Source organism: Alphaproteobacteria bacterium US3C007 (genome assembly GCA_034423775.1).
Taxonomy (GTDB): Bacteria; Pseudomonadota; Alphaproteobacteria; order Rhodobacterales; family Rhodobacteraceae; genus Thalassovivens; species Thalassovivens spotae.
Genome location: CP139918.1, coordinates 913271 through 933947, shown reverse-complemented (window position 1 = coordinate 933947; position 20677 = coordinate 913271). Strand labels below are relative to the sequence as shown.

The window sequence follows — 20677 nt, the reverse complement described above, 5'->3', positions numbered from 1 at the left end:
GCGGCCCCCTTAATCGAACAACGTATCGCCTTCATAAACGGGCGTGCCGCTGCGAAGGCTGCGCATGTCGCGCAATAAAGATTGAATAAGACGCCAAATCACCAGACTAAAACCTGTTGGAACCGCCATCAGGAACCAGACCATCGATATCCGTAGTCCATGGCTGACCGAGCCGAATTTCCAGGACACATGTACCGTTTCAAATGACCAATACAGCGCAATAACAGCGACCACGATCATCACCATATCCCCAAAAATATAAATTAACGCTTTGCCGCGATTGCCGAGATAATGCAGGATAACATCAATGCGGATATGACCCCGCTCTTTGACAGCAACGGCGGCGCCGACCCACGCCAAATAAATGAAACTGTAGCGCACGATTTCTTCGCCCCAGATCGAAGAATAGGCAAAGATTTCACGCCGCAAGACTTCAATCGCCATCGTCAGAACCAGCATCACGTATAAGGTCAATAGCGCCCAGCGTTCGGCATTTTCATCGATATTTCGAAAGAACTGCATTTTTATCCTGTTGAAAGGGTCAGTTGCATCTGCGCAGATCAAGCGCGGCCAGCGTTACAGCCAAGTGGCTGAAGATTTCAGGGCGCTCCCTAAGGAGCGCCCCTCGGAGGAACTAGGCGTCGTGCACGTAATATTTGCCCTGAATACCTGCAGCTTCTTCAAGCTTTGCAAAGTTATCCATTGAGCCTGCGAGTTCGACTTTGAATTCATCCCATTCTGGGCGCTGATAGCCGCCAGCGGCTTCCCACTCGGCCAGCTGATCAGTGCTGAGGTTGTGGAATGTGACGCCTGATTTGATCAGCTCAGACATGGCAAATTCCCGCGCTGATGGAACTTTTGAAAGGTTCTGGTGTCGCGTCATATCTGACCCCCATAACACACCCTCTTGTATATCGCTTGGCAAGGCGTTGAACCATTCCAAGTTACAAGAATAGACTTGTGCATCTGGAACCGCCTGCGTGAAGGTTACATGGCTTAAGATATCCTTGAACCCAAACACGTAAAGCGCACCCACAGAAGGGTCCAGCGCATCCGCAACTCCTTGCTTGATCGCAGAAGGCGTTTCACCCCAAGCAACCGGTGTTGGGTTTGCGCCAACCATACGGTAATATTGCTGAAGCATTTTAGAGCCGGGAACGCGGAATTTTACACCACTCAGATCAGAGGGCGTGAGAACCGCATTGCCGCCTTTGCGCACCGCAACGACCCGCGGATCGATATTCACGTAATATAGCGGCTTAAAGCCATTTTCCTCGACCTTTGGCTCAACATTGCTTTTCCAGAATTCAGAGCCTACAAGGTTCGTGAAACGCTGATTTGAACCACAAAGATATGGCATATTAATCAAATCAACCGTCGGAGCAAAAGGCGCAAAGTTTGAAAGCGAGTGCTGCGCAGCTTGGATCGTGCCGCTTTGAACTTTTTGAACCAGCGCGCCACCGGCGCCCAGCTGGCCACCAGCGGCCAGTTTGACGTAGACTTTGCCATTGGTCGCGTTTTGGATATTTTCTTTGAGATCCAATTGCATAATCGGATAGCTGCGTGAGGCGCCCAAAATATAGGCGGTGGCGATCGTCATAATGTGATCGGCGGCGGCTTCCCGCTCTTTTTCCTCTTTGGCCGTTTGGGCAATTGCTTCCGTTGACCAGAGCATACCCGCCCCGCCGGCCACCATTGCGGCCGTGAAACTGCCAGAACCGGCCAGTTTTAAGAAATTGCGGCGCTCGGCCGATTTCAGTGTTTTATAGTCTTTTGTCAAAACAAACCCTCCCTTGTTTGGATTATCAGCCGTCTTCATTATTTTTCCGGCTGGATTCTTTATTAAGAATTGCAACGACGAAAACCGCTGACGCGGCTAACAGAACCATCATCTCTCCGACATCGGATAAGAAAACTGGGCCATCTATCGACCCCAAGGCGACATTCAACGCGAATATGGCCAAGAATGCGGCAGATAGATAAAGTGACATTGAATGATGTGCTCCGGCTAGAAATGGTTCCTATATATAGAAGTTCTTACACAAAGTTTATGCAAGCGGTTTAATTTGAAAAATACTTATCATTTATGTAAGAAAAAATTTATAAAATACGCTTATATTTCGAAAGGCACGAGCCACAGCTGATCGGACCTGCGTCAAGCCCCCGCGAATAGGGTCATTTCACTTGGACGCACAGCAATGCATGCAATCCCCGTATACCCCTTTGAGCATAAAGCGTTGTTGCTGCCTGAAAATGTGAGCCTATGGCTGTTTAAATACAGTCGGGGGTCACCTGTTTAGGTAGCCCGCTTGGTCTATGAACCCTATCAAGCCTGTTTTTCAATTTGTCAGATATAATGCTCATCCATTTGGCGCATGGTCTCATGGTTGAAATCATACATCTGAACCATAACTGCCTTTTAGAAACATTGTGATCGGCGCTGGGCCCAATGCAGTTCAGGTTAAAGCAGCTTTTTTGCAACCATGAAACGGTGCTTGGATTGGTTGGGATAGTTAGGTTGCTCTCAATTGAAGCGAAAGCCGCGCGGCCGACAGGCAGGTTTGCCGCAAATTAAATGATCACTTCCACAAGAACATGATCTAAAGATATAGATATAATACGCATAAATTTGGCAGATTAAAGGAGCCTTGGTATCAATAAGTTTGACCCGAAAGCCGCCTCTGTAGCGCATCAAGATATCATCAAAAACACCCGTCAATGGCTTGATCAAATGGTGGTAGGTTTGAATTTATGCCCGTTTTCTTCTGGAGTCATAGCCCAAGATCAAGTGTATTATGCTATTTGCGATGCCACCGGGGACGCAGATTTAAAACAGTTCTATGTGAATGAAGTAGAGCGCTTGCTTGAGGCTGACGAAAATGACATTGCCACGAGCCTGCTTATGTTTACCCAAGGCTTTGAAATATTTGATGATTACCTTGATTTACTGGATTGGTTTCAGCATTTATTAGAGCAAACAGATCTGATAGAGCATGTGCAATTGGCCTCTTTTCATCCCCGATATCAATTCGAGGGGGTGCCTGCGGATGATCTTAGCCAATTTACCAATCGCGCTCCCTATCCAACCATACATCTTCTGCGGCAAGATCAATTGAGTAGGGCCCTGGCCCACGTTGCAGAGCCTGAGAAGATTTACATAGAAAACATAAAAACATTGAATAAATTGGGCCGTAAACAGGTTGAAGCTCTTTGTCCCTGGGGGAGATAGAAAAATTTATGGGTGTTGATAAACATATCAGAATGCGATTTTGAGTGCCGTAACAGTTTAACCCCGCGCCAAGACTGAGAATAATTATTTCTGTATTTAGCGGGCAACTTCCCAAATTACCATCGCGAATTTTTTCAAAAAAACGATAGAGTGTAATGGCTGTTTCATTGGTGTGAAACACCCAAATGAGGGCCTTCTACGCGCGCGGATATTTATATTTTGTTTTGTATCTATCGCTAATATTATGGCCATTTACGCGTATACACCCGATAAAATTACCAGTTTCTAAATATTTTTCTTACGTAAGAAAATTGCATTCTTAGCTCGTTCTATCGGGTTAAAAAAATGTTTGTGATGTGCAATGTTATAATATAACTAATTCCGTATTGAGTCGCTAAGGAACATGGTATGGGCAAGCGTGGAAAGCAAATGCAAAGGGAAATCCTTACCATTTTGCGCGATAGCAAGAGCCCGTATTCTGCCTATACGCTGCTTGAACGTCTGCAGGAAATATATCCGAAAATTGCGCCGCCAACCGTGTATCGGGCGCTTGCTGCGCTGGGTGAGCGTGGCCAGATACATCGTTTGGAATCGTTAAATGCCTTTGTCGCTTGTCAAAGCGAGGCGCATCATCAAACCTCGGTACTTTCAATATGCGAAGATTGTGGCGTTGTAGAAGAGAATTTTGAGCCTGATATCTTTTCGCGTTTGAGCGCCGCGTTACGAAAATCTGGTTTTTCTGCCCAACGCCATATCATCGAAGTGAATGGGATCTGCGCAAGCTGTGGACCCTCGCAGGCCAAAGTATGACACAAGAAAAGCGTTCCTTCCGCCCTTTGCTTATTGGGATTGGGCCTAGATTGGGCGTTGCCAGCCTGATTGCTGCCGCGCTATGGCTTGGGTTCTTCTGGGCAACAAACCCTTTAAGTTCTTTATGACAGGTGTGATTAAATTTCAGAACCTGACCTTGGGTTATGACCGGATGCCTGCGGTCCAGGAATTGGAGGCAGAGGTTCGAGAGGGCAGTCTTACAGCGATTGTTGGCCCGAATGGGGCAGGAAAATCAACCTTGCTAAAAGGCGTTACCGGCGCAATTTCTCCCCTGGAAGGGGGCGTTTTGATCGACGGGTTTCACCAAGATGAGATTGCCTATCTGCCGCAACAATCCCAGATTGACGGAAGTTTTCCGATATGCGTGATTGACCTTGTGGCGATGGGGCTCTGGCGCGAGTTAGGCGCTTTCGGCCAGCTGACCCGCAAGATGCGCGCGAAGGTGGATGCTGCCCTTGCTGCGGTAGGTTTGACCGGGTTTGAAAAACGCACCATTGGATCCTTATCGGGGGGGCAAATGCAGCGGGCTTTGTTTGCTCGGCTGCTTTTGCAAGACGCGCGTCTGGTTTTGTTGGATGAACCCTTCGCCGCGATCGATGCAAAAACGATGGCCGATTTGATTGATGTGATCAAACGCTGGCATTCGGAAGGCCGCACCATCTTGGCGGTTCTGCATGATTACGCCACAGTGGGTACACATTTTCCATTCACCATGATGCTTGCGCGTGAGCTTGTGGCGCATGGGCCTACGGCACAAGTTTTAACATCCGAAAACCAGTTTCGTGCCCGCCAAATGTGCGAGGCCTGCGCCGCAAATCCACATACTTGCGGAAAGAGCGCGGCGTGATCTGGGATGTGCTCTTGGCGCCCTTTGTGGATTTCGGCTTCATGCGCCGTGCGCTTTTGGGCTGTATCGCCGTGTCGGTGGGCGCCACCCCTGTGGGGGTGTTTCTGATGCTGCGGCATATGAGCTTGACTGGCGATGCAATGGCGCATGCAATTTTACCAGGTGCGGCAACGGGTTATCTGGTTTCGGGTCTTTCGCTTGGCGCGATGACGGTTGGAGGTTTGATCGCAGGCATGCTGGTTGCATTGGCTTCTGGTTTCGTGGCGCGGGTAACGTCGCTGCGTGAAGATGCAAGCCTGGCTGCGTTTTATCTTATTTCATTGGCCATCGGCGTGTTGATCGTATCAACGCATGGCAATAACGTTGACTTGATGCATGTGCTGTTTGGAACAGTGCTCGCGTTAGACGATACCGCGCTTATTCTGCTGTGTTCCTTCGCCAGCGTATCGCTTTTGGTTTTGGCGCTTTTGTTTCGACCTTTGGTGCTAGAATGCGCCGATCCACAGTTCTTGCGCTCTGTCAGCAAGTTGAGTGCGATTACCCATTTTGTTTTCTTGGCGCTTGTGGTGATGAACTTGGTCGCCGGGTTCCATGCGCTGGGCACTTTAATGGCGGTAGGTATTATGATTTTACCCGGCGCTGCAGCGAAGTTTTGGGCGGAAACAATCGCTGGCTTGATCGCTGTTGCCGCGTTGATCGCGATGCTCTCAAGCGTGATCGGGTTACTCTTATCGTTTCATTACAGTCTCCCCTCGGGGCCAGCAATCATTTTGGCGGCCGGTATCGGCTATGGGCTGTCAATTATCTTTGGGCCGGTGGGGGGCGCAATTGCGCAAAACCTACCACACCGTAACTTAAAACCTTGAAAGGACTACTATGACGTCTCTACGTTCTGCGCTGAAATCTGCTACGGCTCTTGCCGCTTTTTCGTTATCGTTTCCCTTGGCCTCATGGGCCGAAGAACCCCTTCCCGTTGTGGCAACCTTTTCAATCCTTGGGGATATGGTTGAGCGGATCGGCGGCGAACATATCGCACTTACAACGCTGGTTGGACCAGATGGCGATGCGCATGTCTATCAACCAACACCAAAGGTTGCGCGCTCGGTTGCAGAGGCTGATGTGTTGTTTTTGAACGGCCTTGAGTTTGAAGGTTGGTTAGAACGTCTTGCCGAAGCCGCGTCCTTCGGCGGCGCGATGGTTGTGGCGACAAAGGGCGTTGTCCCAATAGCCTTTGATGATCACGATGATCACGACGATCATGATAAGCACGATGATCACGACGACCACGCTGACCATGACGATCACGATGACCATGAAAAGCACGACGACCACGACGACCACGATGAGCATGATGAGCATGATGAGCACGACGACCACGCGGGGCATGATCATGGCGCATTTGATCCGCATGCGTGGCAGAGCCTCGAGAATGCTGTGATCTATGCCAATAACATCGCCGCAGGGCTTGCTCAGGCAGACCCTGAAAACGCCGGAGATTATTATGCTAATCGCGCCGCTTTTATAACTGAGGTAGAGACGCTTCGTGCTGATATTGGGGCGATGATGAAAAGTTTGCCCGCAGATAAAAGAACGGTGGTAACGCCGCATGATGCCTTTGGATATTTTGCGGCAACGTATGATCTGACCTTTGTTGCGCCCCAAGGAATGAGCACTGATAGCGAAGTTTCAGCCGCCGATGTCGCTGCCTTGATCACACAAATTCGCGAAGAAAGCATTTCGGCAGTGTTTATCGAATCGATCACTGATAATCGTATGATGCAGCAGATCGCAAATGAGACGGGTGCAACGATTGGGGGAACGTTGTACTCAGATGCGCTTTCGGCGCAAAGCGGGCCGGCATCCACTTATCTTGATATGATGCGCCATAATGCAACGACGCTCTTCGACGCTTTGGGGAACTAAACGATGGCAGATCCACGCGTTCCAGTAACATTGCTCACAGGATTTCTTGGCGCCGGCAAAACCACTTTGCTCAATGCCGTTCTATCCGACAATTCTGCCGGGCGCGTGGCTGTTATCGTCAATGAATTTGGCGAAGCAGGGTTGGATCACGATCTGATCGAAGAAAGCAGTGAAGAAATTATTTTAATGCGATCGGGGTGTCTATGCTGTTCGGTGCGTGGTGACCTCTCTCAGACCATCTCGGATTTGTTTGAGCGCCGGGTGCGAAATGAAGTTGCATTTGACCGTATCGTTATCGAAACCACTGGATTGGCGGATCCCGGCCCGATCTTGCAGACGTTACTGGTGGATGATTTTCTTGCAAAAAACACCCGGATGGACGGCGTTGTAACGGTGGTGGATGCCGCGCATGCGGCTGCCACGCTTGATGCACAATTTGAGGCCGTGTCTCAAGCGGCTATGGCGGATTTGATTGTTCTAAGCAAAACCGATCTCGTAAACCCTGCTGATATGGAAAGTTTGGAAACCCGCTTATATGGTTTGAACCCTGGCATCACCATCATCCGATCCATCTTAGGCACGGGTTTGTTTGGAAAACTATGGGGGTTAAGCGCGCTTCACAACAACGCCACAAAGCAGCAAGCTTTGAATTGGACAGTTGGTGAAACGCCACAATTTGAGGCGCTTGAAAACCTGTCAGGTTTTGCCCCCGCCGCTCAAATAGCAGCGCCTTTGCCAGCGCATGATACGCGGATTGGATCAGCTTCGATCATTTTGGATGATCCGCTGCCGGATGCCGCTTTTGATCTTTGGCTCGACACGCTTATTGCGATCAGAGGCCCTGATATATTGCGTGTGAAAGGTATTTTGTTCCTTGAAGGCATCGAGGCCCCTTTCGTTATCCACGGGGTGCAGCATATTTTTGCACCACCTGTGCAGTTAAAAGACTGGTCGAAAGAGGATCGTAGAACCCGCATTGTGATTATTGCTCGTGATTTATCCCGACCCGACTTGCAGCGGAGCCTTGATATGCTGCGCGTGCGGGCAACTGAGCCGGCCTTAGCATCCTAAATAATAAGGTGTTTTTATGACTGATAAACGACTTCCGATTACGGTTTTATCTGGCTTTTTAGGAGCTGCTAAAACCACTCTTTTACGCCGTGCGTTGAATAATCGTGAAGGTCGCCGCGTTGCGGTGTTTGTCTTCGATACGTCAGAGGTAAATATTGATACCGCCCTATCTGATTTCAATAAAATCTATGAGCATTCCATCTGGCGCCGTTCTGAAGAAGCCGCATGAGCATGCTCTGTGACAAGAACAAAAACGCGCTGGTGGGGGTTGCGCTTGCACAAACCGCTAGCGATTTTTCGATTATTCAAGATCCGGATTGCGCAGGAGTATTGTGCCAAGCCGGAATATCTTCTCATATTTTGGCCTGGCTCGCATCATTAGACCCGGCGTGTTTGCCAAAAGCACGTGTTATCTTGCGCCCAGATCGGGTTCACAGCGCCTTGGTTCAAATTTGTGGCATGTCTCAGATGCCGGTTTGTGCGGAACGCGACGCCTTTATCGCGCATGCGCAACAGCTTTCAGATGCGTTTTTGCATATTATGAAAGCCCCATATCTGCGCTTACGCTTTAATGTTATCTCGCATAATGCCTGCAGCCGCTTTCACATAGATGCGCTGACTGCGCGGCTTATACGTACTTATCGTGGCACCGGCACCCAATATGGGCTCGCAAATGCTGCTAGGGATCCCGAAATAGTTCACAGGGTTCCAACGGGAGCAGCAATCGTTCTGCGCGGCAAACGCTGGCCTTCTAAAGCAAAACTGGATCTGGTGCACCGATCTCCCCCCATTCAAGGCACAGTCCAAACCCGACTGGTTCTGGTTCTTGATCCAATCGCAGATCTAGATGAGGGGGTGTAATGGCGCATAATCGTGGTCAGACCAGCCTGAAATCTTCGCTACGAAATGAAGACCCTATGCAAGATTTTGATCGACTCTCGCAAGAATTACGGGCTTGGATTGCGGCCGCGGATTTGCCGTGGAGACCCAGATCAGTGCGCAAAACGTTTGAGCGTGCCTTGGCGAAAATGGGCAGCCGCGAGAAAGCTTTCGAAGAGCTCAGCCGCATTCAAAGGCGACTTCTGTCAAAAGATGCAGAGCGTGTTTGGGGCAAAAATCATCCAGATGCTGGAGATTAAATCGAAACTTGACTAACGCGCCTTTATGGCATTTTGATATCTTATTGAACGTAAACGGCGCTGTGGATGATGCGCCAGATAATATTTAAAAGCTTTATCAAATAGGTCTTAATTATGAAAACGTTAACCTCTATTATTTTTTTTATTATTGCGTCACCGGTTTTTTCGGAAGACGCGCGCCAGCTGAACGCGCATGAACATGGCATTGGTGCTCTCAATATCGCGATTGAAGCTCCGCTGGTAGTGATGGAGCTTCACGCCCCCGGTGCTGATATCGTGGGTTTCGAATATGCAGCGAAAAGCGATGCGGATCTTGCCGCAATTTCTGCGGCGCTAAAAACATTAGAAGCACCGCTTGATTTATTTGTTTTGCCCAAAGCGGCGCGCTGCGCAGTGCAAGCGGTGCAGGTAGAATTGGAAAGCGATGCGGATCATGGCGCGAATGAAGAGGATCACCAAGGCCAAGATGCGCATACCGAAGTTGGGCATCAAGACCATGACGATCATGACGACCATGATGATGAGCACGACCATAAACATGAAGATCACAACGATCACGATGAAGAGAAGCATGCCGCATCCTCTGGTCACACCGAGTTTCATGCAGAATACAGCCTCATCTGCAGCAATATAGAGGCGCTTACCCAGATTGATTTCGCCTATTTTGAGGCGTTTCCGAATTCAAAACAGGTCGCGCTGCAACTCATATCGCAATCGGGCGCCCGCGCGTTTGAGATAAAGAGCGGCGCGCCGCGGCTTGATTTGGGGCTTTGAAAAAAGATGGCGAAGCCAGTTCTTAAGCTTCGTAAGGTTTTCTTTCGTTGGCCGGGCCGATCATCTTTTTCTTTAAGTCTAGCCGATTTGACGGTTTCATACGGGGAAAAACTATTGCTTTTGGGGGCAAGCGGCACAGGTAAATCTACGCTGCTATCCGTGATCAGCGGCACACTTTTGCCAGATCAGGGTTCCGTTGAAATCGCAAAAACTGAGATAACAAACCTATCAGCGAGTGCGCGCGATAGGTTCCGGGCCGAGCAGCTGGGGGTGATATTTCAGCAATTCAACCTGCTGCCATTTGGGTCAGTGGCCGATAATATTTTACTGCCTTTGCGTTTTGCTCCGATACGGCGCAACCGGGTTAAAGATGCCAAATCAGAAGTAGCACGCCTTTGCGCCGCGCTTGGTCTGCCGGTTGATATTGGGCGTGAAAAGGCCAGTTCTTTAAGCGTGGGGCAACAGCAACGCGTTGCGGTGGCGCGCGCTCTGATCGGTCATCCGCCGTTAATCATTGCGGATGAGCCGACTTCGGCCTTAGATATAAACAGCCAAGATGCGTTTCTCGATCTGCTCTTCACGCAAGCTCAAACACAGGGCACATCTATTGTGATGGTCAGCCATGATGAAAGGCTTGGCCCGCGGTTTGATCGGATCCTCCATATGGAAGAGATCGCAGAGTTTAAAAGAGGCGCAGCATGATCTTGCGTCTGGCAATAGCCTCCCTTTTTGCCCGAGCGCTGACCGTGGGCATGACGGTTCTTGCAATCGCGCTGTCAGTATCGCTGTTTTTGGGCGTTGAAAAAATACGGACGGGTGCCAAGTCTAGCTTCGCCGATACTATTTCTGGTACGGATCTGATTGTAGGTGCGCGGTCGGGGTCGGTGCAGCTTTTATTATATTCCGTTTTCCGCATTGGGAATGCCACCAATAATGTAACCTGGAAAAGCTATCAAGATATTGCAGCGCGCCCCGAGATTGAGTGGATCGTTCCGATTTCTTTGGGTGATAGCCACCGTCAGTTCCGCGTTATGGGCACAAACCGGGCCTTTTTTGAGCATTACAAATATCGACAAGGGCGGGTGCTGGCGCTGGCAGAGGGCGCGTTTATGGCAGATTTATTTGATACTGTTATTGGCGCGGATGTCGCGGTGACATTGGGCTATAAGGTTGATGCGCCGATCATTGTTGCCCATGGCCTTGCCTCTTTTAGCACCCATAAAGACCAGCCGTTCCGCGTTTCGGGGGTTTTGGAAAAAACTGGAACGCCGGTGGATCGGACCGTGATCGTGAGTATGGAAGCGATTGAAGCTATCCATGTTGATTGGCAGGGCGGAGCGCAGGTGGTGGGCCAGTCAACGCCCCTAGAGCAGCTTCGTGAAATGCAGCTCACCCCCAGCGCGGTTACAGCAGCTTTGATCGGCGTCAAAAGCCCATTGCAAAGCTTTGCCTTGCAGCGGGCCATAAACGAGTATCCCGAAGAGCCTTTATTGGCGATCTTTCCCGGCGTGGCCTTGCAAGAGCTTTGGGGGATTGTTGGTCTTGCTGAAACGGCGCTTTTGGCTGTGTCGGTGTTGGTCGTTCTTACCGCTTTAATCGGCATGATGGCGACTATTTTCTCAAGCTTGAATGAGCGCCGCCGAGAGATCGCAATTTTTCGCGCGATGGGCGCGCGGCCGCTGTTTATATGCGGCATGCTGGTGTTTGAAGCCGTGGTGATGGCCAGCCTGGGCGCGGTACTGGGCGTGATAATGCTTTATGCAGCGCTGAGTGGCGCGCAATCCAGCATTGATAGTAATTTCGGGATTTGGCTGCCAATCGAAGCACCAAATCTGCGCGAGCTGGCTGTGCTTTTCATCGTTGTTTGCGCGGGCGCGATTGTGAGCCTGATACCTGCTTTACGGGCCTATAAACTTTCTGTTGCCGATGGTATGATCGTGCACACGTAATAGCGAAGGTATGGCCGCTCACATGATCAACCGCAGAACTTCTTTATTGCTTTTTGCCAGTATGATTGCCAGCGCGAAAATGGCCCATGCCAAAACCCCAAAGTTGATTATGTGGGATGATTTAATCCCCCCCGGTGTGCCTTATGCAGAAATTATTGCCGAAGGCGAGATTGACGAGGTGAATGATTTTTGGAACCCCGTTTATGATGAAAATGCGATCAAATTGAACGACGCGCTGGACGGGGCCTATATTCGGATGCCCGGCTTTATCATTCCGTTTGATATTGGCGCTGAGGGTGTACGGGATTTCATGTTGGTGCCTTATGTTGGGGCGTGTATTCACACGCCGCCGCCTCCGGCCAATCAGCTTGTTTTGGTGCAGGCGAAGGCGCCTTGGCCAGGCGATCAATTATGGGATCCGGTTTGGGTTACTGGGGGTATGCGCACGCAGCTTCAATCAACCGATATCGGGCAGACCGGGTATTTTATTGAGGCCGACCATATGGAGGTTTATGAATGGTAGGATCGGCTTTTTTATCCTGTGTTTAAACCGGTGCGTCGCAGCCGCGCCCGCTGATCAAAAACATGCGATTAATGCGCTCTTGAAATCGTTGTGACCAAGCAGGCTTTCAGCATTGATTTGACCTGTTAAACGGTAGCGCAGGCCGGCTTGAACCTTTGATATGCCGCCTAGTCATTAAAATAAATCAATGATTGATACGCGTATTTTATCAATATATTTAAAAAGCCCTTAAGGCCTAAGAAGAGATACCATCAAAAAAAGTGAGCGCTTCCTCAGTCGCCGGTCTTGCCAAAATAGCCTCATGCCAACGCGATAGATTTTCCGCATTTTCAAGTGATAGACCAAGATGTTTATGTATGCGCAGCCATGGAAACAGCGCGATGTCGGCAATCGTATATACATCTCCACAGAGATATTTCTTGGTGTTCAGTTGATCATTGAGATATTCAACAGACCGGCTGGCGATTGCACTGTAGTGGGCGGATGCAGCTGGATTGGGCGTTTTTGCCAATCTTGCCCAATATTCGATTTGCCCAAAATAGGGCCCTTGGGCCGAGGCCTGATAAAACAGCCAGGTTGTTATGTCAGCTTGCAAGGAAGGGTCTGCCACAAGACCCCAGCTGGCTTTCTTGGCCAAGCTGAGAAGGATCGCATTTGATTCTGTTTGGTGACGACCGTCATTCCATATTACGGGCACCTTTCCGGCAGGGTTTACCGCACGAAAATCAGGGCTGTGTTGCTCGCCTGTGCGAATATTGATCGGTATAAATTCAAAATCTGATCCCGTTTCAAACAAGAGCATCAGTATCTTTAAGGTATTGATCGTGTCATATCCGTATAATTTGAGCATAGGCCTATGTTCTCCAAGACGGTGGCATCACCGGCGTTTGCGCAAGCAGTGATTTGGTATATTCTGCTTGAGGAGCCTCATAAACTGCGTCTGTGGTATTGACCTCTTCAACGCTGCCATTTCGCAAAACAGCGGTATCATCGGCCATTTGCCGCACCACGGCAAGATTATGGCTGATAAACAGGATCGTCAGTCCAAATGTCGCTTGAAGCTCTTTCAGCAAATTTAAAATCTCGGCTTGGATCGAAACATCCAGCGCAGAAGTGGGTTCATCGCAAATCAGAAATCGCGGGCGCGCAAGAAGCGCGCGGGCGACTGCAATACGTTGACGTTGACCGCCCGAAAATTGATGCGGGTATTTGTTGATCGCATCTGGCGGCATCCCCACCAAAGACAGCATCGAAGCCGCCATATTTTTGCGCTCGACCGGGTTTTTGATAAAGCCATAGAACCACAGTGGTTCGGTTAAAATATCCCCCACAGAATGGCGAGAATTCAGACTGGAATATGGATCTTGAAAGACCATTTGCACCAGCTGTCGTGACAGATGGTGGCGATTTCGGGATTTTCCAATTGGCAGCACCGCATCGCCCAATTGCATCTCCCCGCTTTGGGGCGTCACAAGGCCGGTGATTACTTTTGCCAATGTTGATTTTCCAGATCCACTTTCCCCTACCAACCCCATGATCGATCCGGGCTTAATGTTTAATGTGACATTATTCAGCGCCACGTAGATTGGGGGCTTACGAAAAAAGGATGTGCGTGGCCCCTCGAACGTTACGGTAAGGTTGTGCACGCTCAGCCCCGTAAGGTCGTGCTGTTGCCCTTCAAGTAGCCAGCGCTCTGCCATTTTGCCCCGCGACGAGGCGATGCGGTCATCTTTGGGAACGCGAAAGCGATCAATTTTGCGATCGAGTGGCGGCACTGCGTCCATCAAAGCGCGGGTGTAAAGGTTTTTTGGGGCCCCTAAAACCTGAGCTGTTTCACCGGCCTCCATGACGCGGCCGTTTCGCATGACCGTCACGCGATCAGCCACTTGCGCTATGACGCCGATATCATGTGTAATCAACATGAAGGCAATCTGGCGCTGTTTGGCCAATCGTTGGATCAGGTTAAGAACCTGCGATTGCACTGCAACATCCAAGGCTGTTGTCGGTTCATCTGCGATGATCAAGTCGGGATCGGTACAGATCGCCAATGCAATCACAACCCGTTGCCTCATGCCGCCAGAAAATTGATGAGGATAGGCTTTTATGCGTTCAGACGCATTTTCAATTCCGATTTCTTCCAGCAGATCAACCGCCTGTTTTCGTGCTGCGGTATCGCTGATATCTGAATGAGCTTGAATCGTTTCGATCAATTGATCCTCAATCGTCATCAACGGGTTTAAACTGGTTTGAGGATCCTGAAAGATCATCGAAATTCTAGCGCCGCGGATCTCATGGGCTTGTGTAAATGTCAGGGCCTGTAGGTCGGTTTCGCCCAATAATAAGGTTCCACTTGCAACGTAACCAGGCGATTGAAGCAGCCCGATTACGGCAGCCCCGACAGTTGATTTTCCCGCGCCACTTTCACCGACCAATCCGTGAATTTCACCCGCTTTGATGCTCATATCCACATTTTCAATAGCGGTAAAATCGCCAAACCGAGACGGAAACTTTACGGTTAAACCTGTGATTGTTAGCATCTAGCGTAACCTTGGATTAAAAATGTCACGTAGAAAATCACCAAGGATATTGATGGACACCACCAAGGCAACAAGGACCAAGGTGGGGATCCATAAAATCCACCATTCACCCGATAAAAGAAATTGCATGCCAATGCGGATCAACGTGCCTAGGCTGGGGCTATCGGCAGGCAACCCAATCCCCAAAAAAGACAGGGTGGCTTCGAGCAAAATCGCAGAGGCCAAGTCAACCGTCATGATTACCAAAAGCGGGCCAAGAATATTGGGCAGGATATGGACAAACATCACCCGCAACGGGCGTTGGCCCATCATAATGGCGGCCTGTACGTATTCTTTGTTCATCTCCACAAAAGTTGATGCGCGCGCTGTACGGGCGAAGTTAACCCAAAGCGACAGCGCAATGGCGAGGGTTAAAACCATAACGCGTAATTCTTGCTGAATGGATTGTGGCAAAATTCCCCGCGCTATGCCATCAATCAAGAGGGCGGTCAGGATAGCCGGCAATGCCAATTGCACATCCGCGATCCGCATCACAACGACATCAAACCGACCGCCATAATACCCGGCCGCCAAACCAAGCCCCACGCCGAGAACCGCTGCAATCGCCAAAGCCGATAAGCCAATGATCAGCGATAGCCGCGCGCCATATAGGATCGATGAGATCATATCACGGCCTTGATCATCCGTGCCCAACAGGTATTTTGAGTTTGCGCCGTCTTGCCAAACTGGCGGCAACAAGCCGTCAAACAAGCTGAAAGATGCAAGATCGTAAGGGTTCACCAATGCGATCCAAGAGGCAAACACCGCTCCGAAAACAATCAAGGCTGCAACTGCCGCCGCAATGATTGCCGCGGGCGAATGCAGAAACAGCCACAGGCCTTCATATTTTTTCAAAAAGGCGCTCATGACGCTTCTTTAATTCGAAGGCGTGGATCGATGGCCACGTAAAGCAAGTCGACCACAAGGTTTACCAGCACAAAGAAAAAAGCGATCACCACAAGATAGACGCCCATCACCGGAATATCAACGAAACGGATCGATTCCAGAAACAACAATCCCATGCCAGGCCATTGAAAAACGCTTTCCGTCACGATCGAAAACGCGATAACACCGCCAAATTGTAGCCCGACAATGGTGATCACGGGCACCATTGTGTTCCGCAGAGCATGTTTATAATGCAGGCGCCTCATGGGAACACCGCGCGCCATGGCAAAGCGGATATAATCGGATCGCATCACCTCCATCATCTCAGCGCGTACCAAACGCATCGTAAGCGTCAATTGGTAAACGCCAAGGGTGATCGCAGGTAAAAGCAATGCGCGCCAACCATTAAGGGTAAAGAACGAGCTGTCCCAATTGCCAATTGCCACCGTGCCACCGCGCCCAAACGTTGGCAGCCAGCCCAATTGGACCCCAAAGATGAAGATCAACATGATGCCGATCACAAAGGTTGGGATCGACACACCAACCAGCGTGGTCATCAAAATGGTTTGACTCAAAACGCCGCGGGGTTTTAACGCTGTATACACGCCTGCCGGTACGCCCACCAAAAGAGAGATAATCAAGGCCACGACGCCCAGTTCAAGCGTTGCAGGAATGCGATCGGCGATCATATTCGCGACCGGTTGACGGGTTCGGTATGAAAAGCCAAAATCGCCCTGCAGCATCTCGCGCGTAAACCGCAGAAATTGCGATATAAATGGATCGTTTAATCCCAGCTCCTCGCGCAAACGTTCCTGATCTTCTATCGAGGTTTCAACCCCCGTCATCTGCGTGATCGGATCTCCGACGAAGCGAAATAAGGAAAAAGCCAAAAAGGCGACAGCCACCATCACGAACACGGATTGTACGATCCGCTTCAGGATAAAGTATGCCATCGCCCGTTTGCCTTAGATTTGGATCAGTTTACGCTGACCCAGCGCAACATGAAGAAATTGTCCGCACGTTGTGTCAAGTTTATATTGTCTTTCGATGCCCAAATGAGTGGCTGCGTATAAAGCGGGATATATGCGACCTCTGCCTGCGTGATTTCCACGACTTCATCGACCATAGCCTGACGCGCAACCGGGTTAATTTCCTGTTGAATACCGGGCAGTAGCGCATCAACGCGTTGGTTCGAATAGCCTCCAAAATTCCATGATCCCAGTTTCTTTTCAGAATTTGGTGTCGACATCAAAAACCGGATTGGATGCTCCATATCGAAGGTTCCAGGGGACCAGCCGAGCAAATACATATCAAATGCATCTTCGCGCAGCTGCGGCCAGTAATCGCGCACGGGGCCAGTGCTTAGCTCAGCATTCAAGCCAACGGCTGCAAACATGGACGCGGCGGCCCGGCACAAGGCTTCATCATTGATGTAGCGATCATTCGGGCATTTCAAACCAAAGCTAAACCCATTGGGATAACCGGCTTCGGCCAGCAAGGCTTTGGCGCGCTCGGGGTCATAGGCCGGGCGGGTTGAATTGGCCTCTGAATAGCCGGAAATGCCTGCTGGAACCAATTGTGAGGCGCCCTCAATCTTACCCCTAAACAACACCCTATCGATCGACGCGATATCGATTGCATGCGCTGCGGCCTGACGGACGCGAACATCTTGAAACGGGTTTGATCCGCTGACATCCGACGAAAAAAGCAGCTCATCATGTTCATGGCCAAAGCCAAACATGATCACGCGTGTTTCTTCGCCTTCAAGAACGCGAAACCCGTCGCGGCTTTCAACCTGCGCAATATCTTGTAAGGGAATTGGCTGGATAAAATCAATCTCGCCCGATAACAAAGCAGCAAGACCAGTTGCTGCATTTCCAATCGGCGTGAACACGGCTTCGGTGATATTGTGCTCTACGTCGCCCCACCAGCTACCATTGGGGACCAGCACGGTTTTGATCCCGGGATCTCGACTGTCTAATTTAAACGGGCCGGTGCCGTTTACGTTCATCGTCGCAAAGTTTTCTGCGTCGCGCGCTGGTAGTTCTGCGCCGTTTGCTTCGGCCCAGCCTTTATCAAGGATCATGAAATTTGCGATAGAATCTGGAAATAAGGGGTTTGGCGCTTTCGTGACAAAATCTACAGTATACGCATCAACAACGCGCACCTCTTTGACTGGTGCGAACCAAGACCGTACATCCGCAACTTCATTTGACGCACGTTCATAGGAAAACATGACATCCTCGGCATTGAAGGCCGATCCGTCTTGGAATTTTACGCCTTGGCGCAGGTTAAACCGCCAGCCATTTTCACCATTGAGCGGTTCCCAGGATTGCGCGAGCGAGCCTTCGATTGACATCCCCTGATTTCGGCGCACAAGACCTTCATATATATTGTTCAGGAAAGACAACACGGGCGCAGAATTTACGGCATGGGGATCCATGGTTTGTGGATCGGTATTTGAGGCCCATCGAAACGTTTCAGCCGAAGCGCTCAATGCAGCTAGGCTTAAAGCCCCGCCCAAAAAAGCCAGTTTAAGTTTTTTCATGTTTTCCTCCGTTGGTGTTAAATAGTCGTCGTAATGCCATCAATCTGCAACTCATTGGCGTCTTGAGTCGGTGATTTTTGAGCTTTATGGGTGGAATGAGACGTGCCAAACGCCTGTAATGTTAACGGGCGTCTATCCCGGATCTCGATCGCTTTGCCTGCGGGCACTTCAAGCCAATCTGCGCAGCCATTTTCGAGGGGCTCGGATGAGATAATATGGCCATCCGTACATTTTTTAACGTAAAGGCTTGGCGCCAATCGGTCAGAAGCCAGCCGTGCCGCAAACAAACGCTCTCCGTCAGACCAGCAGGCAGCAAAGCGCATATAGGGACGCTCGCCTTTTTTTTCAGCCAGAGCCTGCACCAACTCGACCGCGCTTTCCATCGCTTTAATTGGGTTTTGTTCCAGGCCAAGACCCATAGCGATCAGAAAAATGGCTTCGCTTTCGGTTGCCCCAGATCGGTATTCGTATAACTCAGCTGGGATTAAGGCATCCAGATCTTGGCGGAATTTTTCATGCCCACCTGCCTGCCCATTATGCATAAAACACCATTTGCCTACAGCAAAAGGATGGCAATTATTCCGCGAGGTTGCCATGCCGGTTGACGATCGCACATGGGCAAGAAACAGCCCCGATTGTGTATGATGGGCGATTTCTCTGAGGTTTATATTCGACCAAGCGGGATGCGTGTCTTTGTAGACGCATGGCGTTTCGCGCCCTTGGTACCATGCTAATCCGAACCCGTCTGCGTTTATCGAGGTTTTGCCGATAAGAGCGTTTTTGCTCTGTTCAACAAGCGATTGTTCTTGCTCAAAAATAAGCTCATCTAAATACCTTTGGCGGCCTTTCCAGGCTAAAAACCTACACATATGAAAACTCCGACGAAAAGCGTGCAGTGCTTTCATCTGCTTGATATTGCGCATGCTGAAGACATGTCGCCCGGGCGACTGCATCGACAGCTCGAATGATATGATCGACCTTGTCATCTGTCATCAAAACGGAAAACCCAAGCCTTGTCCACCCTGGCTTTTCAATCTCTTGTCCAGAGAGAACGGCCGCATGAATAGTTTCAGATTGCGCATAATCTATATCAAGCAAACGATGCGCATAAGGTCCTGCACAGGCACAACCGCCTCTGGCTTGCACCCCATAAAAATCAGACAACATGCGTGTGATCAATTGTTGGTGGATGATCTCACCGCGCACATCTGTAACTTTGAATGAAAAAATAGGCATACGCGTGGCCCGGGAATTTCCAAGCAAGTGAAGGTTCGGGGTTTTGCGCCAGACCGCTTCAGCGCGTTTATACAGTTTTTCCAAACGCGATGTCGCGTAGGTTACTCCGATCGCATCTTTTATCATAATACACAGCGCTGCACGCAAATCACCAAGGACATTAGGCGTACCTGCCTCTTCGCGCGCAACGATGTTTGAGGAATAGGTATGCGCCCAGGGTGAGACAAAGCTTACCGTCCCGCCACCTGGCAAACTGGGCTTTTGAGCCATCACGGATTGGCGACGAAGGACTAGGATGCCAGAGGCGCCTGGCCCTCCGATGAATTTATGCGGAGACGCCACGACCGCATCAATCTCGGCATCAGTTCCCCCGGCCATATCGATTGGAAGATAGGGCGCACCCCCTGCATAATCCCAAATGCTAATAGCACCATGGGCTTTTAAGACTCGCGTGATTTTCTTGACATCTGTCACAATGCCGGTGACGTTCGACATGGCCGAAAATGCGCCAATTACCCTGTGATCAGCGCAAGATTTCAAAGTATTTTTAAGAGCATTCAGGTCTGGACCACCCTCAAAGGCTTCTGGAATTTCTATCACCGTTGCGCCGGTTTCACGCCAAGGCAATATATTCGAATGGTGCTCGTAAGGCCCAATTAAGACAACGGTCTTTTGTTGCTGTGTATTCTGTCCGGGCTGTTCCAAACCTGGCATATCCAGCAGTTTGACCAAACGATTTATGCCTGCTGTTGCCCCAGAGCCAGAAAAAATAACGTCATAGCTTTCGTCACCGCCAAAGCTTTTTAAAATGATTTTGCGTGCCTGCTGGCGAAGACGCGTCATCATTTGCCCACAGAATGAGGCTTCTGTATGGCTGTTGGCATAAAATGGTAGGATTTCGTCTATTATGAACGTTTCAACCTGCCGCAAAGCACGCCCAGATGCCACATAATCAGCATAGATAAGGGGATGCGGACCCCCTGGGCCTGGTATTTTAGCATCTGCGCCAATCAGACCATCCTGCAAAAAATCAATCAAATCGGAACGTTCAAGGGATTGTTGAAAACGCTTGAAATGATCCGGTTCAGAAGAGGGTAAAAGCACGACAGTTCTCATTTTTATATCTTCTTTGAATAACACCATTTT

The 20677-nt window shown here is 50.0% G+C and carries 22 protein-coding genes and 1 pseudogene; 13 read left to right on the top strand and 10 right to left on the bottom strand.

Annotated elements, in window-relative coordinates:
* Positions 1–9: 9 nt before the first annotated feature.
* The 3 genes from UM181_04680 to UM181_04670 form a co-directional block, all read right to left on the bottom strand.
* Positions 10–522, bottom strand: a complete 513-nt coding sequence (locus UM181_04680; GenBank protein WQC63901.1) for a TRAP transporter small permease — start codon at positions 520–522, stop codon at positions 10–12.
* A 112-nt stretch (positions 523–634) separates the two neighbouring features.
* On the bottom strand, positions 635–1819 hold the full coding sequence (locus UM181_04675; GenBank protein WQC63900.1) for a TRAP transporter substrate-binding protein: 1185 nt from the start codon (positions 1817–1819) through the stop codon (positions 635–637).
* Entirely contained in the window at positions 1806–1991 is a 186-nt protein-coding gene (locus UM181_04670) for a hypothetical protein (protein WQC63899.1), read from the bottom strand. The genes UM181_04675 and UM181_04670 overlap by 14 nt, the downstream gene beginning before the upstream one ends.
* Before the next feature lie 662 nt (positions 1992–2653).
* On the opposite strand from UM181_04670, the gene UM181_04665 reads away from it, so the two are divergent.
* The 13 genes and pseudogenes from UM181_04665 to UM181_04605 all read left to right on the top strand — a co-directional run bounded on the left by UM181_04665 (position 2654) and on the right by UM181_04605 (position 12286).
* Complete coding sequence (locus UM181_04665) at positions 2654–3229, top strand: DUF1415 domain-containing protein (protein WQC64699.1); 576 nt, start codon at positions 2654–2656, stop codon at positions 3227–3229.
* Positions 3230–3637: 408 nt separating this feature from the next.
* Positions 3638–4039: a Fur family transcriptional regulator gene (locus tag UM181_04660; protein WQC63898.1), complete on the top strand. Its 402-nt coding sequence runs from the start codon at positions 3638–3640 to the stop codon at positions 4037–4039.
* Between the two features lie 82 nt (positions 4040–4121).
* A complete protein-coding gene (gene aztA / locus UM181_04655) occupies positions 4122–4907 on the top strand; it encodes a zinc ABC transporter ATP-binding protein AztA (GenBank protein WQC63897.1) in 786 nt (261 codons plus the stop codon).
* Positions 4904–5773, top strand: a complete 870-nt coding sequence (locus tag UM181_04650) for a metal ABC transporter permease (protein ID WQC63896.1) — start codon at positions 4904–4906, stop codon at positions 5771–5773. The genes aztA and UM181_04650 overlap by 4 nt, the downstream gene beginning before the upstream one ends.
* A gap of 10 nt (positions 5774–5783) precedes the next feature.
* Entirely contained in the window at positions 5784–6830 is a 1047-nt protein-coding gene (locus UM181_04645) for a zinc ABC transporter substrate-binding protein (protein ID WQC63895.1), read from the top strand.
* Positions 6831–6833: 3 nt separating this feature from the next.
* Positions 6834–7901 (top strand): GTP-binding protein, encoded by a 1068-nt coding sequence (locus tag UM181_04640; GenBank protein ID WQC63894.1) that lies wholly within the window; start codon positions 6834–6836, stop codon positions 7899–7901.
* A gap of 16 nt (positions 7902–7917) precedes the next feature.
* Positions 7918–8061: pseudogene (locus UM181_04635) on the top strand (GTP-binding protein).
* A gap of 65 nt (positions 8062–8126) precedes the next feature.
* Complete coding sequence (locus UM181_04630) at positions 8127–8762, top strand: DUF1826 domain-containing protein (protein WQC63893.1); 636 nt, start codon at positions 8127–8129, stop codon at positions 8760–8762.
* Positions 8762–9040 (top strand): DUF6525 family protein, encoded by a 279-nt coding sequence (locus UM181_04625; GenBank protein WQC63892.1) that lies wholly within the window; start codon positions 8762–8764, stop codon positions 9038–9040. The genes UM181_04630 and UM181_04625 overlap by 1 nt, the downstream gene beginning before the upstream one ends.
* A 114-nt stretch (positions 9041–9154) precedes the next feature.
* Positions 9155–9814, top strand: a complete 660-nt coding sequence (locus UM181_04620; GenBank protein WQC63891.1) for a DUF2796 domain-containing protein — start codon at positions 9155–9157, stop codon at positions 9812–9814.
* Between the two features lie 6 nt (positions 9815–9820).
* A complete protein-coding gene (locus tag UM181_04615; protein WQC63890.1) occupies positions 9821–10516 on the top strand; it encodes an ABC transporter ATP-binding protein in 696 nt (231 codons plus the stop codon).
* A complete protein-coding gene (locus UM181_04610) occupies positions 10513–11763 on the top strand; it encodes an ABC transporter permease (GenBank protein ID WQC63889.1) in 1251 nt (416 codons plus the stop codon). The genes UM181_04615 and UM181_04610 overlap by 4 nt, the downstream gene beginning before the upstream one ends.
* 22 nt (positions 11764–11785) lie before the next feature.
* Entirely contained in the window at positions 11786–12286 is a 501-nt protein-coding gene (locus UM181_04605; GenBank protein ID WQC63888.1) for a DUF3299 domain-containing protein, read from the top strand.
* Between the two features lie 235 nt (positions 12287–12521).
* Here the strand turns inward: UM181_04605 and UM181_04600 are convergent, their stop codons facing one another.
* The 7 genes from UM181_04600 to UM181_04570 are packed head-to-tail and all read right to left on the bottom strand — an operon-like array spanning position 12522 to position 20647.
* Positions 12522–13136: a glutathione S-transferase family protein gene (locus tag UM181_04600; protein WQC63887.1), complete on the bottom strand. Its 615-nt coding sequence runs from the start codon at positions 13134–13136 to the stop codon at positions 12522–12524.
* 4 nt (positions 13137–13140) lie between these two features.
* The gene (locus tag UM181_04595; GenBank protein ID WQC63886.1) at positions 13141–14823 is read right to left on the bottom strand and encodes an ABC transporter ATP-binding protein; all 1683 of its coding nucleotides are present in this window, start codon (positions 14821–14823) and stop codon (positions 13141–13143) included.
* A complete protein-coding gene (locus tag UM181_04590) occupies positions 14824–15729 on the bottom strand; it encodes an ABC transporter permease (GenBank protein WQC63885.1) in 906 nt (301 codons plus the stop codon).
* Positions 15726–16700 carry an ABC transporter permease gene (locus tag UM181_04585; protein ID WQC63884.1) on the bottom strand — a complete coding sequence of 325 codons (975 nt, stop codon included), beginning with the start codon at positions 16698–16700 and terminating at the stop codon, positions 15726–15728. Before UM181_04585 ends, UM181_04590 begins: the two co-directional genes overlap by 4 nt.
* A gap of 23 nt (positions 16701–16723) precedes the next feature.
* A complete protein-coding gene (locus tag UM181_04580) occupies positions 16724–18295 on the bottom strand; it encodes an ABC transporter substrate-binding protein (GenBank protein ID WQC63883.1) in 1572 nt (523 codons plus the stop codon).
* Between the two features lie 17 nt (positions 18296–18312).
* On the bottom strand, positions 18313–19164 hold the full coding sequence (locus UM181_04575) for a class II glutamine amidotransferase (GenBank protein ID WQC63882.1): 852 nt from the start codon (positions 19162–19164) through the stop codon (positions 18313–18315).
* Positions 19157–20647 carry an aminotransferase class V-fold PLP-dependent enzyme gene (locus UM181_04570; GenBank protein WQC63881.1) on the bottom strand — a complete coding sequence of 497 codons (1491 nt, stop codon included), beginning with the start codon at positions 20645–20647 and terminating at the stop codon, positions 19157–19159. The genes UM181_04575 and UM181_04570 overlap by 8 nt, the downstream gene beginning before the upstream one ends.
* Between the last annotated feature and the right edge of the window lie 30 nt (positions 20648–20677).

Coding starts and splice junctions, on each gene's coding strand:
- UM181_04680 (WQC63901.1), bottom strand. CDS start 522: ATGCAGTTCTTTCGAAATATCGATGAAAATGCCGAACGCTGGGCGCTA.
- UM181_04675 (WQC63900.1), bottom strand. CDS start 1,819: ATGAAGACGGCTGATAATCCAAACAAGGGAGGGTTTGTTTTGACAAAA.
- UM181_04670 (WQC63899.1), bottom strand. CDS start 1,991: ATGTCACTTTATCTATCTGCCGCATTCTTGGCCATATTCGCGTTGAAT.
- UM181_04660 (WQC63898.1), top strand. CDS start 3,638: ATGGGCAAGCGTGGAAAGCAAATGCAAAGGGAAATCCTTACCATTTTG.
- aztA (WQC63897.1), top strand. CDS start 4,122: ATGGCTTGGGTTCTTCTGGGCAACAAACCCTTTAAGTTCTTTATGACA.
- UM181_04645 (WQC63895.1), top strand. CDS start 5,784: ATGACGTCTCTACGTTCTGCGCTGAAATCTGCTACGGCTCTTGCCGCT.
- UM181_04640 (WQC63894.1), top strand. CDS start 6,834: ATGGCAGATCCACGCGTTCCAGTAACATTGCTCACAGGATTTCTTGGC.
- UM181_04630 (WQC63893.1), top strand. CDS start 8,127: ATGAGCATGCTCTGTGACAAGAACAAAAACGCGCTGGTGGGGGTTGCG.
- UM181_04625 (WQC63892.1), top strand. CDS start 8,762: ATGGCGCATAATCGTGGTCAGACCAGCCTGAAATCTTCGCTACGAAAT.
- UM181_04620 (WQC63891.1), top strand. CDS start 9,155: ATGAAAACGTTAACCTCTATTATTTTTTTTATTATTGCGTCACCGGTT.
- UM181_04615 (WQC63890.1), top strand. CDS start 9,821: ATGGCGAAGCCAGTTCTTAAGCTTCGTAAGGTTTTCTTTCGTTGGCCG.
- UM181_04610 (WQC63889.1), top strand. CDS start 10,513: ATGATCTTGCGTCTGGCAATAGCCTCCCTTTTTGCCCGAGCGCTGACC.
- UM181_04605 (WQC63888.1), top strand. CDS start 11,786: ATGATCAACCGCAGAACTTCTTTATTGCTTTTTGCCAGTATGATTGCC.
- UM181_04600 (WQC63887.1), bottom strand. CDS start 13,136: ATGCTCAAATTATACGGATATGACACGATCAATACCTTAAAGATACTG.
- UM181_04595 (WQC63886.1), bottom strand. CDS start 14,823: ATGCTAACAATCACAGGTTTAACCGTAAAGTTTCCGTCTCGGTTTGGC.
- UM181_04590 (WQC63885.1), bottom strand. CDS start 15,729: ATGAGCGCCTTTTTGAAAAAATATGAAGGCCTGTGGCTGTTTCTGCAT.
- UM181_04585 (WQC63884.1), bottom strand. CDS start 16,700: ATGGCATACTTTATCCTGAAGCGGATCGTACAATCCGTGTTCGTGATG.
- UM181_04580 (WQC63883.1), bottom strand. CDS start 18,295: ATGAAAAAACTTAAACTGGCTTTTTTGGGCGGGGCTTTAAGCCTAGCT.
- UM181_04575 (WQC63882.1), bottom strand. CDS start 19,164: ATGTGTAGGTTTTTAGCCTGGAAAGGCCGCCAAAGGTATTTAGATGAG.
- UM181_04570 (WQC63881.1), bottom strand. CDS start 20,647: ATGAGAACTGTCGTGCTTTTACCCTCTTCTGAACCGGATCATTTCAAG.